This window comes from Ferruginibacter sp., assembly GCF_031391665.1.
Taxonomy (GTDB): domain Bacteria; phylum Bacteroidota; class Bacteroidia; order Chitinophagales; family Chitinophagaceae; genus Ferruginibacter.
Genome location: NZ_JANMUN010000171.1, coordinates 12,208 through 29,567 on the forward strand (window position 1 = coordinate 12,208; position 17,360 = coordinate 29,567).

Sequence of the window (17,360 nt, forward strand, 5' to 3'; positions counted from 1 at the left end):
TATTAAAACTTAGGGCAGCGTACTGCATCGGCGCTGGTGTTGTACCTGTCTAAATGTTTTTGATAAGTTAAAGCCAATTCAAAACCGCCACGGCCATTACTTGCAGTTTTTAATTGCGATAGGTTTGCATCGTAACTAACGGAAACGGACAGTGGCTTAAATTCTAATTTTACAACAGGTATTATTGCATCTTTCCAGCGTAGAAAAGCGCCACCATGTAAAATGTATTTCGGATCTTCAATATCATCTAATCTCCAGGAGTATAAAGCACCGGCCATTGTTTCTGTAAAAGTTCCCTGTTTGGAATAATCGCCTAATAAAGTAAAGAAAGAGTATTCGTTAATGTTCATCCTTACACCTAACGATCCTACCCATTTGGGGATCATTTCGTAATTGGGGTTACCATAAAAAGATACCTTTGTGGCTTTATTAAAATGATGATAAGCAGCTCCAATGTAAATATTGTTATCAGGATTTTCTCCCACTTGTGTATTAAAACTCATGCCCACACTGCCATCTAAATAAGAATAAGAATTTCTTGGAAAAGTTTCGCCACTTGCTAAACCGGGGTTAAAACCAGTGCCATCGTACTGGCTGTTGGTAGTGATCTTGCTTCTATCGATACTGCGTTGCACCCAGCCACCCATAAATCCTAAAGAGAGATACATGTTTTTTTCGGCGCTTAAAGATTTATGATAATTTATTGCCGGCAAAATATGGGTTGATTGTAAAGCAACTGTCCCAGCTTTATCATACAAAATTTGGCCACCAAGTGTTAAAAAATCATCCCCCTTGCCAACAGGTTTCTTATATTCTCCATTTACTGAGCCGGTTTGGTATGGTACGGTAACACTGTTCCATTGATTGCGGTAAACAGCCTGTATCCTTACATCACCATTAAAAATACCAGCCAGAGCAGGGTTTCTTAGTAAAGGGGTTTCAAAAAATTGCGAAAAGTGAATGTCTTGTGTATAGGCTTGGCTGCCAATGGCAATCAGAGTAAAAAAAATCAATAAAGGTTTAACTAAACCTTTTTTCATGGTGCAGTTTTTTGTTGTTAGTGCCAATTTGTAATATTCCAAACGTATAATTCGCATTATTATTATTGTATCAATGTAATATTTCCTTTGTAAGTAAGTAACTGGCTGTTTTCACATACAATTTCTATAATGTAAGTATAAACATCGGCATTTAAAGTTTTACCATTGTACTTACCATTCCATCCGGCAAATTGATCGTTGGGGAACAAATTTACCTTTTGAAAAACCATTTCTCCCCAACGGTTAAATATACGCATACTTTGTATAGCAAATAAGCCGGTACCTCTCGGAAAAAACCAATCATTCACCCCATCATTATTAGGCGAAAAAGTATTTGGGATAAAAACATTTTTGTCGTTGCAAATTACAACAATAGTTATATTATCTGTACTAATACAACCATTGGCATCGGTTACTTTGATGGTGTAAGTGGTGGTGTTTTTTGGAGTAGTTACTGTATTGTAACAATTTGTACAGGATAACCCTGTGGCAGGCGACCACAAATAATCTATCACCGGTGACCCAGTTGGATTTATTGCAAACGAAGAACCTGATCCAATAATTTTGGTTGGGCCAGCTTCTATTAATGGCAACGGATAAACCACTACTGTTTGATCAGCAGTATCGGCACAACCCGTGCTGTTGGTTACAATTAAACGTAATGGATAATTACCGGCAGTATCGTAACGAACAGGTAAAGGATTTTGTGATATAGAAGTGCTGCCGTTTCCAAAATTCCAGAACCATGTTATTTTTGAAGTATCGGGCTGAAGCACAATCCCCCTGAAAGTGAGTCGTTGCTGCATACAAATGGGCATATTACCATTGATGCCAATTACTGGAGAGGCTACCACTTTAATATAGTTAGTTTTAATTGCAGTATCGGAACAGCCATTGGCAGTTGTTACAATTAAACGAACGGTATAAAAACCCGGTGCTGTATAATTATGCGATGGGTTTTGTAATGTGGATGTACCCCCATCTCCAAAACTCCATTGATAGCCATTTATAACGCCGTTGCTTATAGTAGAATCAGTAAAATTAATAATGCCCCGATCGCAAAGCAGCGTATCATCTGCAGCAAAATTTACATCACTTTTTGTAACATAAATAGTATCCACTCCGGTAACAGGAATCTGGCAACCGGTTTGATCTTCTAAAATTACTTTTGGTAAAAACTGGCCGGGTAATAAGTAATTATAAATAAGAACAGAATCTGTTGTGGCTAAAGTATTACCATCACTAAAATCCCATAAATATGTAACAGGACCCGGCGTGGAAACATAAAAACTAACCGGCAATGGAGAGCAGCCTGCCAGTGGAGAATAGGTCAATGTTGCAGTTGAAGGGTATAAAATAATTGTTTTGTTAACTGTATCAACGCAGCCACCGGGGCCAGCCACTGCTAATCTTGCAACGTAAGTTCCTGGTGTTGAATAATAATGTGTTGGTTCTGCTAAAGTAGAGGTGGTACCATCTCCAAAAATCCATGTTGCGCTGGTGGAGTACAAAGAGGTGTTGGTAAAAATTACTTCAAAAGGCGAACACGAACTTATGGAATCATTTACTGTAAATGCAGCCCTAACCGTATGCACTTTTACATAATTTATTTTAGTAGCCGTATCTGTACAACCATTAATATCTGTTGCTATTAATCGTACAGTGTAGTCGCCATCTGCTGGATATACTTTTACAGGATTAATAGCTGTTGATGTGGTGGCATCTCCAAAATTCCAGTTGTAGGTAAGCCCAACACCGGTTGAAGTATTGGCAAATGTTACGTTTTTACCAACACAGGTTAAAGAATCCGGTGTTGAAAAAATTGCTTTGGGGTTTGTTACAAATACCTGAATGGCGCTAATAAAACTATTGCTGCATCCATAACTGTCTGTAACTGTTAACCGTGGATTAAAATAACCAGTAGTATCGTAAATATGATTAAAAGGCGGGCTGCTGTAAGTTTGAGAAATACCATCCCCAAAATCCCAAACCCATGTTGAAATGGGATGAGTGCCATCAGTAACTGTAAGATCATTAAAATTTGCATTTAACGGCTTGCATCCTGTCAATGGCGTAAAAGAAAAATTTGATATTGGGCCCCAAACCCTGATGATATTTGGTTTTGAAATTGTGGAAACGCACCCTTTTGTATCTGTAATGGTTAAAGAGACTGTATATAATCCCGGGAGTAAATAAATATGAAAAGCAGTTGTTCCAGCAAAACCTGAAACCCCATCTCCAAAATCCCAAAAATAGGTTGCAACATTGGCTGGGTTGATACCTGCTGTTTGAAATACGGCAGCGGTGCTGATGCAAACAGTGTCATCTCCAACAATAAAATTTGCCACTTCGTTAAATAAAACGACACTGTTAATCCTGGTGTTGCTACAGCCGCCATTGGTTACCGTTAGCGATACATTGTACGTGCCAAAAGTGCTGTAAGTGTGTACCGGGTTTTGTAAATTTGATGTAAACCCGTCTCCAAAATCCCAAGCCCATGTTTGTGGTAAAACAGATTGATCTGTAAAAGCTACCTGCAGTTTATTATTACAATTGAATGTACTTATAAATCTTGCTACAGGGGGTAAAGCTGTTATATACCTCACTCTGGTTAAAGTGTCGGCACAGCCATTATTCCAGGCAATTAAACGGATGGAAAATACCCCTGTATCGGTATAAATGTATGAAGGGTTTTTTACGGTTGATGTACCAATTCCATCCCCAAAATCCCAGCTCCACCTGTCTGATGGCAGAGTTAAATCGGTAAACTGAACAGCTTGCCCAACACATTGTGCTAATGGAGAAGCGGTAAAATTGGCTAAAGATTTATTACCTGCTCTTACTGCATTTACAAAAATTGATGAGTCAGTACACCCATCGTTAGTAGTAATATATAATTTTACGGTATAAGTGCCCTGCAATACATAAGTGTGTGATGGGTTTGCAAGAGTAGATGTTCCACCATCCCCAAAATCCCACAGGTAAGATGCAATACCATCTGTAGTGGTAACATTTGGAGTTGGGTTTATGGTAAAAGGCACACAACCTTCTAATGGTAATCCATTAATTGCAACAACAGGAGCCTGCACCCTTACAAATTGATTTTTAATAACACTGTCGCTGCAGCCATTTGCACCTGTAGCAATGAGTGTTACATTGTAATTGCCAAGGGCTGTATAAGTATGAGATGGGTTTTGTAATGTTGAAGTTCCACCGTCTCCAAAATTCCAGCTCCATCCCGTTGCGCCGATAGACAAATCGGAAAAATTAACTGTGAACGGAACTTTACAATCAGTAACATCTGCGGCATTAAAATCGGGAATGGGTAAACCTAAAACTGTAATTTGTTTGGTAACAGAGTCTGCACAACTGCCATAATTGTTTACTAACTTAATAAAATATATTCCCGGTGCAGTATATATTTTTGTTGGGTTGGTTACATTGGAAAAAGTAGCATCTCCAAAATCCCATGACGAACCTGCAGAAACCGGGGCCGAAGTATTTGTAAAAGTTGCTGTAACTCCCTGGCAAATTGAAGTGGGACCGGTAAAATCAGAAACGACATCTCTTATAACTATTGCGGCTGGCTTTATTAAGGTATCTAGACAGCCCGAACTGCTTTGAGTAATTAATGTAACATTAAAACTGCCCCCGGTTAAATAGGTATAACTGGGATTTGCTGCTGTTGAAGTTCCACCATCGCCAAACTGCCATTCGTAGGATAATACTCCGGGGCCTGTGGAAAGATTTGTAAAATTAATTGTTTCTGGAGGCTTGCAAAGTTGCGGTGCCGTAAAACTAAAATCAACAATAACTCCTGGAGATACCTGTATAAAATTTGGCCGGCTTACAACCTTTGAGCAGCCTCCGGCATTGGTAACCTTTAAAGTAACAGTATAATTTCCAGAAGTTGTGTAAATATGAAAAGGGTTTTGTGCTGTTGACAAACCTCCGTCTCCAAAATCCCATTCATAGCCCGTTATGGCAGCCGACCCTCCAACAGATAAATCTGTAAAATTTACCCTTAAAGGAAAACAGCCTGATCTATTTGAAGCGCTAAAATCAACAGTAGGCTTATCATCTACCTTAATATATTGAGTACGGGTAAAAGTATTGCTGCCAGATGCGTTAGTGGCAGTAAGTGAAACAGTATATAATCCTGAATTAAAATAAGTAGTGGTGGGGTTTTGCTGGGTAGATAAAGTACCATTGCCTAAATCCCATTGCCAGGATGTGGGGCCAGCGGTACTCATATCTGTAAAAGTTACAACCAAAGGAGCACAGCCACTAACCGGGCTTGCAGAGAAATTTGCAGTAGGCTGGGCTATTGCAAATGAACCGGTTAAAATAAATATGGCGAGTATAAATAATCTCAAATGATTGGAGGTATTGAATGTTTGTAGTTTCATTAAGTATTAATAAGCAGAGATACTTCTATTTACCAAAAATTGTTCCGTTTTAACACATTGTTGTAATTAAGACCCGCTTGTGTAGCAAAACGTTTGTTCTGGTAAAAATATTCTTCAAGATATATTAAATAATAAAAAACCTTCTAAAAAGAAGGTTTTTTATTATAAAGAGGTGAATTTGTTTAGCCTTTTACTGCTATTGTCGGCTTTTTTGCCTTTACAGGTGCTTTACGCGACGCAGATCTTAAAGAAGTTGTTGCTTTTGCAGCTGGAGCAGCAGGTTGTGATTTTACCATTGCAGCCGGAGTTTCGCCTTTAAGTTTAGCGTAATCTTCTGCAGATAAAACATCACCAGTAATTATTATACTTTTTGCTTCATCAACACCAGCAAATTTTACTGTTAAACTTTTTGTGAAGTGATTTAAAGCTGCAGCATTAAAAGTAGCAGTTATAGTACCTGTTTTGCCGGGTGCTATTGGTTCTTTAGTATAATCGCCAATTGTACAGCCGCAACCAGGAGTTGCCTGTTCGATAATTAAAGGTTCGTTACTGATATTAGTTACAGTAAAAGTAGCAGTTGCAGGAACGCTCTGTTTAACTTTTCCTAAATCAATTGTTTCGCTTGCAAATTTGGCAACATCAGCAACCTTTTTTTGTGCAAATAAAGTGGCAGTGATTACCAGTGCTGATAGAGATAAAATAATTCTTTTCATTATTGTTTGATTTATGGTGGTTTAATTTTTTAAATCGCTTAAGCTTTTATTTTCTGGCGCAGATGCAGCAGGTGTTTTCCAAACTTCTCCTTTAATAAATAATTGTTTGTTTTCCGTACCGTTGTAAGTAATTGTAACTGGTTTATTAAATGCTCCTTCGGCAGCAGCATTATAACCCACAGTTATTTTAGCAGTAGCACCCGGTGCAATGGCTTTATCTTTTTCCCATTCAGGAGTAGTGCAACCGCAACTTGCCTGCACATTTACAATTTTAAGCGAATCTTTACCGCCGTTGATGATTTCAAAAACATGGGTAACTGGCTTGCCTTGTGGAATTTTACCAAAATTAAATTCGGATTCTTTTACCACCAATGTTTCAACTACCGGTGCTGCTGGTTTTGCTTCGGAAACAAGTTTAACAGTAGCAGGAGCTCCTGTAATCGCTGTTGTATTTTGCTGGGCATTTACTGCAACAGCTAAAAAACAAATTAAGATTAATGTAATTACTTTTTTCATGATATTCTATTTTCAATTTTCATTCCAAAGATACTAAAACGGATAATTCGGTTGTAAATTGTTAACCTGTTAGCAGATTATTAACAAAGCTGCACTATAATTTATATTTTTGCCTTATCATATACCATCCATATGCAAAATACAGCCATTAATGAAACCGCTTTAGACGAAAAATTAAGTTTCGATAACTTTCGCAACGAAGTATTAAAAGACTACCGCTTTGCATGTGTGAGCAGGGAAATTAGTTTACTGGGCCGTAAAGAAGTATTAACAGGCAAAGCCAAATTTGGCATTTTTGGCGATGGAAAAGAAGTGGCGCAGGTAGCCGCTGCAAAATTTTTTAAGCCCGGTGATTTTCGCTCGGGATATTACCGTGACCAAACGTTTATGCTGGCAAGTGGTATAACTAATGTAGAACAATATTTTGCACAACTGTATTCCGATCCGTATTTAGAAAATGACCCGTTTAGCGCAGGCAGACAAATGAACGCACATTTTGTAACAAAGAATGTAGATGAAAACGGGGAGTGGTTAAATCTTGCCAATCAAAAAAATACCAGCAGCGATATGGCACCAACTGCCAGCCAAATGCCCAGGGCTTTGGGTTTAGCGCTTGCTTCAAAATTGTTTAGAAAAACAGAGGGGTTACAAGAATTTAAAAATCTCAGTAATAACGGAAACGAAATTTGTTTTTGCACCATTGGCGATGCATCTACCAGCGAAGGACATTTTTGGGAAACCATAAATGCAGCAGGCGTATTGCAAATCCCTTTAGCTGTATTTGTTTGGGATGATGGGTACGGTATTTCTGTTCCTAAAAAATATCAAACTACAAAAGCTTCTATATCTGAGGCACTTTCGGGTATGCAAAAAACCGAAGGCACCAATGGTATTGATATTTATAATTTAAAAGGATGGGATTACGCCGGTATGTGCGAAGTGCTGGAGCCTGCATTGCAAAGAATAAGAGAAACACATACGCCTGCATTATTTCATGTAGAAGAAATTACACAACCGCAGGGCCACTCCACATCGGGCAGCCACGAACGGTATAAAACTCCTGAAAGATTAGAGTGGGAAAAAGAATGGGATTGCATTAAGCAAATGAAAGAATGGATTGTGGAAAACACTTTAGCCACAATAGAGGAGCTTAGCGCCATACAGGACGAAGCAAAAGAATATGTAAAAGCCGGTAAACAAACTGCATGGGAAAAATACATTTCTCCAATAAAGGAACAGGTAAACAAAACAATTGAACTACTTAATCAAACAGGTAATAATAATACCGACCTGAAAAACATCATTAATGAATTAACCATTAACAGGGAGCCCATGCGCCGTGATGTTTTAAAAGCTTTATCAAAATCAATTGACTTTATTGATGATGAAAAAACAGGAGCAATTAAAAATTATTACCAGGAGTTAAAAGATCTTAATGCAGGATTGTACAATACTTTTCTGTACAACCAGGGCCCAAAATCGGCTTTAAAAGTTGCACCAATAAAAGCATGGTATGATGATGATGCAAAAACTGTAAACGGATACGAAGTATTGAATAAATATTTTGATGAACTTTTTGCAAGTAATAAAAAAGTGGTGGCCTTTGGCGAAGATGTAGGATATATTGGAGATGTAAACCAGGGCTTCAGTGGCTTACAGGTAAAGTACGGCGAAGAAAGAATTTTTGATACCGGTATTAGAGAACTTACCATAATGGGGCAGGGGATTGGTTTAGCCTTAAGAGGCTTAAGGCCCATTGCCGAAATACAATACCTTGATTATTTATTGTACGGCCTGCAACCGTTAAGCGATGATTTAAGCACCACACATTTTAGAACGGTAGGTCAGCAAAGTTGTCCGCTTATTGTACGCACAAGAGGGCATAGGTTAGAAGGGATTTGGCATAGCGGTTCACCCATGGGGATGCTGATTAATGCCTTACGTGGTATGTACATTTGTGTGCCACGCAATATGGTGCAGGCAGTTGGTATGTATAATACTCTGCTGCAGGGCAACGATCCGGCTTTAATGATTGAATGTTTAAACGGTTACCGCCTTAAAGAAAAAATGCCCTCTAATTTATTAGCCTATGCCGTGCCGTTAGGTATTCCTGAAATTATTAAGGAAGGTGAAGATATAACGCTTGTAAGTTATGGCTCTACATTGCGTATTGCAATGGATGCAGCAGACCGCCTGGAAAAACTAAATATAAGTTGCGAAGTAATAGATGTACAAACTTTATTGCCTTTTGATATTAATCACACCATAGTTGAGTCACTTAAAAAAACAAGCCGCATTATTTTTATTGATGAAGATGTACCCGGCGGTGCCGCAGCATACATGTTTAATAAAGTAATGGAAGAACAAAAAGGTTACCGCCATTTAGATACTGCACCCAGAACAATTACGGGCAAGGCTCACCGCCCCAGTTATGGCAGCGATGGTGATTATTTCAGCAAACCAAATGCAGAAGATGTGGTTGCGGTCGTGAAGGATATGATGGCGGAATAATTTTTTTATAAACTGAAAACTGGTTTTTACTTCTTATGCAACTCACCCTCTACCAAATTGACGCTTTCACCAATAAACTTTTTGGTGGCAACCCCGCCGCTGTTATTCCATTACAAAAATGGGTGGATATAGATTTGATGCAAAAAATTGCATTAGAAAATAATCTTAGTGAAACTGTATTTTTTGTGCCTGCTTTAAATGCCGGTGCCGATTATGAAATAAGATGGTTTACACCAGAGGTAGAAATTAATTTATGCGGCCATGCAACACTGGCAAGTGCGTATGTATTGTTTGAGCTGTTAGATTTTAAAAAAGAAGAAATTAAATTCAGCAGTAAAAGCGGGATATTAAAAGTTAAAAGAAATGGCGGTTTAATAACACTGGATTTTCCCAGTTGGAAACCCGAACGCTTAGATATTTATCCTAATGATTTAGCTAAGATATTAGGCGACGTGGAAATTGTGGGTGTTTACCAGCACAGAGATTTCTTAGTTGAATTATTAAATGAAGCCGCCGTTAAAAATTGTGTGCCCGATTTCTCTTTAATGAAAAAGCATATTGATAAAATGATCATTACGGCACCAGGCAGTACACGGTCAGACGGGACGTCAGACCGTGTTGATTTTGTATCCCGGTTTTTTGCACCTGGCGCAGGTGTTGATGAAGACCCTGTAACAGGTTCTGCACACTCCCAGCTCATTCCTTTCTGGAGTGAAAAATTATCCAAAAACAAAATGCATGCACTGCAATTAAGCAAACGTGGTGGCGAAATTTGGTGTGAACAATTAAATGCAGATAGAGTTACCATGAGTGGCAACTGTGTTTACTACATGAAAGGCGAGATAGAAGTGTAAAAAAATACGATTTCTATTTTTTATACATCATTTTTAAAATTATCTTCCCCGTTATTTTATTCTAAATAAAAATTTTACGCTTAAAAAATTTAGGAGACAGTTCATCTTATTGTCATATTAAATCTCTACAAAAACAGCATTGCTCCGTAGAGTCAATATCACCCAAATGTGTAATTGACCGGTATTGCTTAATTCTCCAATTTTACACTATCTCTTTTTATTTATCGAAAAACATTTCAGTATAAAAAATGCTGTTGTTACCTGTAATGTAAAAATTCACTTACCATAAATCTGTTGTATGAAAAAAATATCACTTTATCTGTTAGCAAGTTTTTTAATTTCAAATATTACCGCTCAAAATGTTTTGGACAGGGTAAAGGGTAAAGCCAACCAAAGGGCAAACAATAAAACTGACCGGGCAATTGACAAAGGCTTTGATAAAACAGAACAGGCAATTGACAGCCTGTTTAAAAAGAAACCGAAGAAAACAAAAAAGACTGCTGAAGAAACTGTGCCGGCAGATAACAATTCAGAAAGTAAAAATGTTACTGTAATTCCTGCAACCAACCCATCAAACGGCGTGGCCCAGGTAAATACTTTTTCAGATTTTGTGCCCGGCAACAACATAATTTTTTATGATGATTTTAAGCAGGATGCCCTTGCAGATTTTCCTGCAAAATGGAATACTAACGGCAGTGGAAAAATTGTAACTATTGATGGAGTAGAAGGGAAGTGGTTCGAAATTGTTCATAATACTATTGTTAATCCGCTGCTTGATAAACAGCTTCCGGAAAATTGTACCATTGAATTTGATTTATTTCTTCAGGCACAGCCCGAAAGATCCACGCCATACATACAGTTTGGCCTTACACCGGTAAAAGATATTTTAAAGGAAGATCTTTTTTATAAAGATAAATTTTTTGTAAGCATCAGCAGGTACAATGAAAATAATGGAAAAACAGTAGAGTATGGTTTAAAAGATGTTATCGGTAATAAAAATGATTTTGCATTACCATCTTATGCAAACAGGGTACTGCATATCAGCATGGCAATAAATAAAACAAGGGTAAGGGTATACCTTGATAAATTAAAACTAATCGACCTGCCCCGTGCATTAACACCCGAACTGAGGAATAATTTTTATCTCTGCAATATGTATATCATACCGGCATCGGAGCTTGGCGTATTCGTTAGTAATGTCCGCATTGCCTCAGCCGAAACAGATGCCAGGAGTTTATTGATTAAACAGTTAATGGAAGAAGGTAAAGCAGTTACCAATGATATTTTATTTGATGTAAACAGCGATGTAATTAAAAAAGAATCGTACAGCATTGTTAACCAGTTTGGCGATGCAATGAAAGGAAATGCATCGCTTAAAATAAAAATTATCGGCCATACTGATATTGATGGTAATGCAGCAACAAATATTACGCTCTCCAAAAAAAGAGCAGCGGCGGTAAAGCAGTATTTAATTACTAACTACAGTATTGATGATGCCAGAATACAAACAGACGGTAAAGGTGCAGTGCAACCTGTAGCTGAAAATACATCGGCACAAGGCAAGGCAAAAAACCGGAGAGTAGAATTTGTAAAACTCTGAATTCTTATTAAAAAATAATTTAAACCGCAATGAAAAAATTTCAAATAATATTTTTATTCTTTTTTTTGCTGATGATAAACAGCATAACTGCACAACCACCAGAGCCGGATACCGTAAGCTGGAGCGGAATAAGAACCAGGATGATTTCTGCACCCATACTGAGGCCTGGCGCAGTACCAATGACTTTGTTGCCCAACCGGCAACGTTTTTGTTTTGATATGACCCTTCATGTGGAAATGGTGTATGGCGGCACCGTTCAGCAGGGTGTGTTTCTTAACACAACAGATGGATATATTGGTTTTGAAGCTGGTAAAGTTGATGGCAGCGAGCCCATTACTTTAATTATGCCTGAATTGCCTGATTTTTCATTTATGGTATTTGGCTACAAGGGCAATGCTTATCGTTATTTTAACCGGAAAAATAAGCAGGGTGTGCAGGAGCATTGGGTATCTACAGGTAATACCAATTCGCACAAATACCAGCTTACAGATGCACTTACTGTAGCGCCAATTGAAAGAAAAAATGTACGTAAACTATTTTGCGATGGTAAGGCCAATGCTATGGCATATAAATTACCCGACCAACCCACGGTATGGTATATTTATGGCGACAGGTATCCGGAAAAATTACACATTCAAAAATTTTTTGGCGGATTTGGTGTAGGCGTGGTAAGATGCGAAGAAGGTGTATTTATGATAATGGAAATGCAGGCAGGACGTAACAGGAGCACTATAAAAAATATTGATCAGGCCATGGCCTGCTTTAATGCTACCGACTACAAAATAGAAGAAGACGAATTTATTATTAAGCGAAGACTGGAATTAGACAAAGAGAGAGCACGTGTGGAGCGTCATGCAGCAAGTGCACAAAGGGCACGTACCTGTCAATCGCAACGCATGGCAATTGTAAATTTTGAAAGAGAGGAATTAAACAGGCAGGAAGAAAATCTTACTAATTCAACACATGGCAATACTTTTCAGGATTCCGTAACACAAAAAGCTTATGCAGGTATGATGGATCCACTAACATCAGTTTATGTTGGTATACTTGAGGCAGAATTAAATATTTGCGAAGCTCAGGAAGCGCTTAACCGTGGCGCATCTGAAAGTGCTCAGCAAAAGTTAGCCTGCAACTCCTCCAGGCTTGCAAGGCTTACGGTATTGCAGCAGCAAATGCGTGCATTAGATACTGAATATGCCAGCCAACCAGGAATGGCGCTTGGTAAAAAAGCGCAATTGCTTTTAGCAGAAATGCGGATCAGCTGTAACTGATATTTAAAAATAAATGGAATACAGTAAACTTATAAGGCTTTAAAAAACCACAACCCTCCACTAATTATTTATACTCATACTCAATAAGACCTTTCATATTGTTTGCTTTAAATAATAGCCGTTTATAACATTTAATGTTTTACTGATAAAACATTCAGGTATTTTGCGACGGTAATTAGACATTAATGTCGTCTAATTGGCGCATGTATAAATATTCTGTATGTTACCTAAACTAATGCCCGCTTTATTATTTTTCTGCACCAGCTTTTTCTGTTCTCTTAAGTGTATTGCACAGGAGAAAATTTACTTTGAGCCTAAGTTTACTTCCGGGGGCAAGCAATCAGATTTTGTTACCTGTAATGGGATTGTTGTTTTTGAAACCACTTCTGAAAGTAAGTTTGACAAATTCAGCCGGATCATTGCCACCAAAAAATTCTTTGTGGTATGCGATTACAGTGCAAAAAAAATATTGGTGTTTAATAAGAACGGCCGCTTTATAAAAAAGTTTGGTAACAAACTGGATTTTGGCCGGCTAACCTATAATGAAGAAAAAGACGGTTTGGAAATGGTAAGCCAAAATAAAACGTATCGTTTAACCAACAAAGACAATGCACAAATACTGGAGGATTATCAAAATCCAAAAAATCTTAAATACTACCGCAAATATTTTATTGATCTAACAGACACCCTCAACTTTTCTGTACATAAACAAAAAATTGTCCATTCAGATATACTCAATCCCGTGCCCTATATCAACGGGATGCATTTTGTAAACAAGGTAACTGTGGATAAAAACTTTACAAAAAAAGAAGACTACGAACTAAAGATATATTTGGGAGATTCATTACTTAAACAATATTTTAAGTATGATAAGAAAAACGACAGCCGTTATATTTTCGACGGTGCAACCGTTTTCATTGCTCCTGCTGCTAAAGCTGATGAAAGATGGGTAACGCATCCGTATGATTATACCATTTATACTTTACAAAAAGACAGTTTATATAAAGTTTACGATTTTGTATTACCGCTGGACAGGGCTATTCCTGCTGATTTTTTTGCAAAAGAATTTCAGAATAAAACAGAAAAGGACAATTATGTAAGGCAGAACAGAAAACTGGTGAAGCAATTTTATGTGTATAATCTTTCGCCCCGTTATATAAATTTTACCATGCAAAGTATGCTGTTTGAACAGCAGCAGTTTGTATATGATACAAAGACTAAAATATTTTATAACTACGATAAAATAAATGCTGACAGCCTCACTTATTATTTACCTCTATGTAAAAACCTGAGTTTTAATGACGGGTCACTTATATACGCTAAGATATCAGCCGAAGATGCCTTAAAAATATTTGAAGAACATAAAAAGGATAACATCAAATATCCCCCTTTGCTGGAGGGTTATTTAAAAACAGCCACGGCCGATAGTAACCCGGTATTCATCAATTTCAACTATAGAAACTAATTAATGAAATACATCACCCTGACACTGTTTATATTTTTTGCAATTTGTACAGTTGTGCAGGCGCAACCGGGCACGGGGCGTATAGCCGGCATTATAAAAGATACTGTTACCGGTACTACAATGGAATCGGCAACGGTTATTGTGTATAAACCCGACTCAACAGTTGTACAGTTTAAAATAACGGATAAGGCTGGCCGCTACGAAATAACAGGTTTACCCATGCAGGGAAAATATGTGCTGGCTGCATCCTTTGCTGGGTATCAGGAATTCAGGACGGTTTTTACAATGGATGTTGCAGTAAAAAAGATGGACACAATTTTTATGCAGATCAAAAGCAGCGACGAAGTAGTGGTAACCTCTATTGCCCCCATACGTATGAATGGAGATACGCTTGAAATAAATCCGGCAGCATTTAAAATGGCCAACGATGCAGTAGCAGAAGATCTGTTGAATAAAGTGCCCGGCATTGTAATTTGGGCCGATGGTTCTATAACTATGAATGGAAAAACCATCCCAAAAGTACTGGTGGACGGCAAGCCATTTTTAGGCAACAGCGATCATCGTATTGCCACACAAAACCTGCCTAAAAATATCATTGATAAAATTCAGTTGTACAATGAAGTGGACATGAGCACTGAAGCCAGCCGCTCACAAATTACAGATGGGCAGGCGCCGAAAGATTCGCTGCTTACAATGGATATTAAATTAAAGGCAGATAAAAAGAATGGCTATTTTGGAAAGTATGGCGCAGGATATGGAACTGATAAAAGATATACAGCAGATATTGCACTGCAATTTTATAATAAACAATCCACTTTAGCAGTGGGAGGCGGAACAAACAATATTAATGCAGAAATTGCCGGCCTGAACGATATACAACGGGAAAGCACTTTTAGAAATAATTTTGCTACCTACCGTAACCGCAGCAACTTTGGCCGCAATGGTGTTAACAGGGTAATATCGCCGGGTATTCAATTCACACATTCCTTTTCGCAAAACGATAATGAGCGCAGGGCCAACAGGATAACCGGCGGCTATGATTATGATAATAATTTGGGTAACGCCAACTCACAAACCTATCAGGAGCGGTATTTGAAAGATGGTGACCAGATCATTAATTCATTTGCTGAAAGTAACAGCCAGAGCCAGCAACATTCAATACGTTTAAATTATAATAAAAGCCTGGACTATAACAAACGTTTCAGCGTAAACGCCACGGGTAGAACAGGTAATTCTTTTTCTGAAAATAACAGTGGCTCTGTTATTAATACAAGGCAGGGTATTGCTGTAAGCGACCGCAACGGCAACTCACAAACCAATGCAGATTCTAAGTCGTTTAATGCCACTGTCAATTATACTAATTTCGATTCGGAGAATCCACTTAAAGCCATTGATGCCAATGCATCTTTTTCCCGTAGCGAAAATACTTCGGACAGAAATGAAAACACTGTCTATAATTTTTATAATGCTACCGGTACACAAAACACTACAATTAAAAGGCACTCAATTAAACAAACGGGCAATACCAGTTTTAACAGTACACTCAGCTATAATGGATTGAAGCGTTTACTGCTGGGCAGGTTTAATCTTTTTGGTATAGATATTTCCACCAGCCATAATATCAATTACCAGAAGAATGAAGAGGTTAATAAAGTATTTGACATAGATGCCACTCAAAAAGAAAAGAGTAACAACTATCTTACCTACAACGAAACGATTTCTACTTTTCAATACGTGCCTTCGCTGGCTTTAAATAAAAATTTTAATAAATGGTCTTCCCGAAAGTCAAGATTTTACGGTTTTCGTACTACTGTAAACAAACAATTTATCGAAGAAGAAAACATTTCTTCCCGTACCAACAGGAATATTAACCGCAGCTTTTCGTTTTTGCGTTTTAATGCCGGTGCTAATTACTCCCGCCAGGTTACGGATGGCTACCGCATAAACGGAAACCTGAATTATGAAAACGGATATGGCTATCCATCCATCAATCAAATTGCGCCGGTTGTGGATAGCATAAATCTTTACTCTTTGTATAAAGGCGGGCTTAACCTGGTTAACAGCAAGAGCCATAACCTTAATGCTAATCTCAGTTTTTCAACTATCAGCCCTAAAAAACCTTCTCAGTTCTCTGTAAATATTAACGGAAGTTTCAGCAATGTTTTAAATCCATTTGCAGACAGTACCTTAAATCTTCGTGATACCACTAAGGATATAAATGGGCTCGACTCTGCATATTTAAACGGCAAGCAGGTGCGATACACTATCAATGGAAACAGGCGCTATAATTCAAATATTGGTTACAATACTTCTTTCAGCAGAAAAATAAAAGGCAACCAGGTGCAGGTACAGTATAACGGAAACGTTAGTATGGGAATGACGCCCAGTTATATCGATAACATATACACCATAATCAATACTACCAACTTTACACAGAGCCTGCGTTTTAATTATTATTATAAAACCATTTTGATTACGGGTGTAGGTGCCAACACAGGTGTAAACAACAGCAGGCAAACCGGGTATAGAAACAGCCGCTTTAATACCCGTACTTTGTCAGGCGAATTTAATGTTACAGTAAACATAAATAAAGATGCCAGCATTTCCAGTAATCTTACTTACTCTAAAAATAACGGCATTGTAAAACCTATAACCATCTGGAATGGTAATGCCTCTTACCGTTTTTTAAAAAGCAAACAGGCCGAATTGAAATTTACGGCAACAGATATTTTAAAACAATTTAGAAACATAAGTTACTTCGCCAATCCTGATGGGGTAACCAGCAGTGTTAGCAATGGCTTACAGCAATATTTCATGATAACACTTTCTTATTTTACAAGAAAATTTGGTGGAGGAGGAAGTGGAAGAGCCGAACGTAATAATGCAAGACCAGGTAACAGTCAACCCAGTCAACCTCAGGGTAACAGGATTAATAGAAGAGGATAAAATACAAAGAATAAAACTTGTAAATGCAAGGACAG

Annotated in this window: 10 protein-coding genes; 6 read left to right on the plus strand and 4 right to left on the minus strand. The window is 37.9% G+C overall.

The window, feature by feature from the left end:
• Positions 1–2: 2 nt before the first annotated feature.
• The 4 genes from ACY651_RS12645 to ACY651_RS12660 all read right to left on the minus strand — a co-directional run bounded on the left by ACY651_RS12645 (position 3) and on the right by ACY651_RS12660 (position 6,678).
• A complete protein-coding gene (locus ACY651_RS12645; protein ID WP_462253267.1) occupies positions 3–1,040 on the minus strand; it encodes a PorP/SprF family type IX secretion system membrane protein in 1,038 nt (345 codons plus the stop codon).
• Positions 1,041–1,102: 62 nt separating this feature from the next.
• Positions 1,103–5,449 (minus strand): PKD domain-containing protein, encoded by a 4,347-nt coding sequence (locus ACY651_RS12650; RefSeq protein ID WP_462253269.1) that lies wholly within the window; start codon positions 5,447–5,449, stop codon positions 1,103–1,105.
• Between the two features lie 182 nt (positions 5,450–5,631).
• Complete coding sequence (locus ACY651_RS12655; protein WP_462253271.1) at positions 5,632–6,162, minus strand: DUF1573 domain-containing protein; 531 nt, start codon at positions 6,160–6,162, stop codon at positions 5,632–5,634.
• Positions 6,163–6,183: 21 nt separating this feature from the next.
• The gene (locus ACY651_RS12660) at positions 6,184–6,678 is read right to left on the minus strand and encodes a DUF1573 domain-containing protein (protein WP_462253273.1); all 495 of its coding nucleotides are present in this window, start codon (positions 6,676–6,678) and stop codon (positions 6,184–6,186) included.
• 132 nt (positions 6,679–6,810) lie between these two features.
• Between ACY651_RS12660 and ACY651_RS12665 the strand changes: the two genes are divergently transcribed.
• The 6 genes from ACY651_RS12665 (at position 6,811) to ACY651_RS12690 (ending at position 17,325) form a co-directional block, all read left to right on the plus strand.
• Positions 6,811–9,189: an alpha-ketoacid dehydrogenase subunit alpha/beta gene (locus ACY651_RS12665; RefSeq protein ID WP_462253275.1), complete on the plus strand. Its 2,379-nt coding sequence runs from the start codon at positions 6,811–6,813 to the stop codon at positions 9,187–9,189.
• Positions 9,190–9,224: 35 nt separating this feature from the next.
• Positions 9,225–10,043, plus strand: coding sequence for a PhzF family phenazine biosynthesis protein (locus tag ACY651_RS12670; protein WP_462253277.1), 819 nt, complete (start codon positions 9,225–9,227; stop codon positions 10,041–10,043).
• A 298-nt stretch (positions 10,044–10,341) separates the two neighbouring features.
• Entirely contained in the window at positions 10,342–11,643 is a 1,302-nt protein-coding gene (locus ACY651_RS12675; protein ID WP_462253279.1) for an OmpA family protein, read from the plus strand.
• 29 nt (positions 11,644–11,672) lie between these two features.
• Entirely contained in the window at positions 11,673–12,914 is a 1,242-nt protein-coding gene (locus ACY651_RS12680) for a hypothetical protein (protein WP_462253281.1), read from the plus strand.
• 220 nt (positions 12,915–13,134) lie between these two features.
• Complete coding sequence (locus ACY651_RS12685; RefSeq protein WP_462253283.1) at positions 13,135–14,379, plus strand: hypothetical protein; 1,245 nt, start codon at positions 13,135–13,137, stop codon at positions 14,377–14,379.
• Positions 14,380–14,382: 3 nt separating this feature from the next.
• Positions 14,383–17,325 (plus strand): TonB-dependent receptor, encoded by a 2,943-nt coding sequence (locus ACY651_RS12690; protein ID WP_462253285.1) that lies wholly within the window; start codon positions 14,383–14,385, stop codon positions 17,323–17,325.
• Positions 17,326–17,360 lie beyond the last annotated feature (35 nt).

Bases quoted from the DNA above. Each gene is read 5' to 3' on its own strand.
- ACY651_RS12660 (WP_462253273.1), bottom strand. From the start codon at position 6,678: ATGAAAAAAGTAATTACATTAATCTTAATTTGTTTTTTAGCTGTTGCA.
- ACY651_RS12675 (WP_462253279.1), top strand. From the start codon at position 10,342: ATGAAAAAAATATCACTTTATCTGTTAGCAAGTTTTTTAATTTCAAAT.
- ACY651_RS12665 (WP_462253275.1), top strand. From the start codon at position 6,811: ATGCAAAATACAGCCATTAATGAAACCGCTTTAGACGAAAAATTAAGT.
- ACY651_RS12670 (WP_462253277.1), top strand. From the start codon at position 9,225: ATGCAACTCACCCTCTACCAAATTGACGCTTTCACCAATAAACTTTTT.
- ACY651_RS12655 (WP_462253271.1), bottom strand. From the start codon at position 6,162: ATGAAAAGAATTATTTTATCTCTATCAGCACTGGTAATCACTGCCACT.
- ACY651_RS12680 (WP_462253281.1), top strand. From the start codon at position 11,673: ATGAAAAAATTTCAAATAATATTTTTATTCTTTTTTTTGCTGATGATA.
- ACY651_RS12645 (WP_462253267.1), bottom strand. From the start codon at position 1,040: ATGAAAAAAGGTTTAGTTAAACCTTTATTGATTTTTTTTACTCTGATT.
- ACY651_RS12690 (WP_462253285.1), top strand. From the start codon at position 14,383: ATGAAATACATCACCCTGACACTGTTTATATTTTTTGCAATTTGTACA.
- ACY651_RS12685 (WP_462253283.1), top strand. From the start codon at position 13,135: ATGTTACCTAAACTAATGCCCGCTTTATTATTTTTCTGCACCAGCTTT.
- ACY651_RS12650 (WP_462253269.1), bottom strand. From the start codon at position 5,449: ATGAAACTACAAACATTCAATACCTCCAATCATTTGAGATTATTTATA.